The following is a 1,177-nucleotide window of genomic DNA, read 5'->3' as shown; positions in this document are numbered from 1 at the left end:
CGGGGAGAGCGACTGTCTTTTTTGTCAAGCGTTTTGCCATGGTCGTCCGTCCCTGATGATGGCATTGAGGATAGTGAGCAGCTTGCGCATGGTGGCGACGGTTGCGACGATCTTGGGCTTGCCGGCCGCGACCAGGCGGTCGCGGAATGCCTTGAGGTCTGGATTGTAGCGGCTGGCGACGAGGGCGGCCATGAACAGCACGGCCCGCACCTTGCCGCGGCCGCCGCCGATGAAGCTCTTGCCCTTCCACTTTCCCGATTGCCGCGTCCAGGGGGCAAGCCCTGCCAGTGAGGCGATCTGGCGGCGGTCGAGGCTGCCGAGTTCGGGCAGCTCGGCCAGCAGCGTCCGCGCCGTTGTCGGCCCGACACCCGGCACCGAGGTCAACAGCGCCTCGCGCACCTGCCAGACCGGCGATTTGCGGATATGGCTGTCGAGATCGGCATCGAGGTTCTCGAGCTCGCGCCGCAAGGCTGTCAGCAAGCGCTTGATGCTCTTCTGCGCCTGTTTGGCCAGCGCCATGCGCAACCGGTTCTCCTCGGCAACGGTCATCTGGACGATCTGGCGCCGACGGGCAATGAGTTCGGATAGCGCCTGCGTCTCGGCATCGCGCAGCGGCCGGATCGCCGGCTTCGTCGCCAGGACGAAGGCAGCGATGACAGCCGCATCGATCGGGTCGGTCTTGGCCCTGCGGCCGAGCGCGTTGGCATAGGCGCGCACCTGCGCCGGATTGACAACAACCACCCCAAAGCCAGCGGCCGACAGGCTGCCTGCCGCCAGCATCTCGTAGCCGCCGGTCGCCTCCAGGCCGACGATCGTCGGCCTGGAGGCGCCCAGCCTGGCGATCAATTCCTCAAGTCCGGCGTGATCGTTGCTGACCGCGAAGTGCTCGCCCGAAGGGTGCAGCGCCACGTCCAAGCGGTCCTTGGAAACATCGATGCCGACAACCACACTCTCACTCATTTCCATCTGATCCCATCCTTGCCTAAGCGGGCTTTGCCTTCGCAAGCGGCCCCGGCGACTGTTCGGGTTCAATGGAACGGCGGATGGAGACCCAGGCTCTCCCACGGGCTTGGGGTCCCAAAGGTGCAACGGTCTTCCATCCGCCACCGCAACAGGCAGTACTACGCCAATAGCGGGTAAAGGGAAGTTACAAAGGTGCCGGCAGGCGGATGAGGGG

1 protein-coding gene is annotated in these 1,177 nt (G+C 65.3%); it reads right to left on the bottom strand.

Annotated features, from left to right (window positions below):
* Positions 1–24: 24 nt before the first annotated feature.
* Positions 25–960, bottom strand: coding sequence for an IS110 family RNA-guided transposase (locus K6M89_RS30470; RefSeq protein ID WP_222141853.1), 936 nt, complete (start codon positions 958–960; stop codon positions 25–27).
* Positions 961–1,177 lie beyond the last annotated feature (217 nt).

Source organism: Rhizobium croatiense (genome assembly GCF_019793465.1).
Classification (GTDB): Bacteria; Pseudomonadota; Alphaproteobacteria; order Rhizobiales; family Rhizobiaceae; genus Rhizobium; species Rhizobium croatiense.
This window is presented reverse-complemented; position numbering and strand designations above follow the sequence as displayed.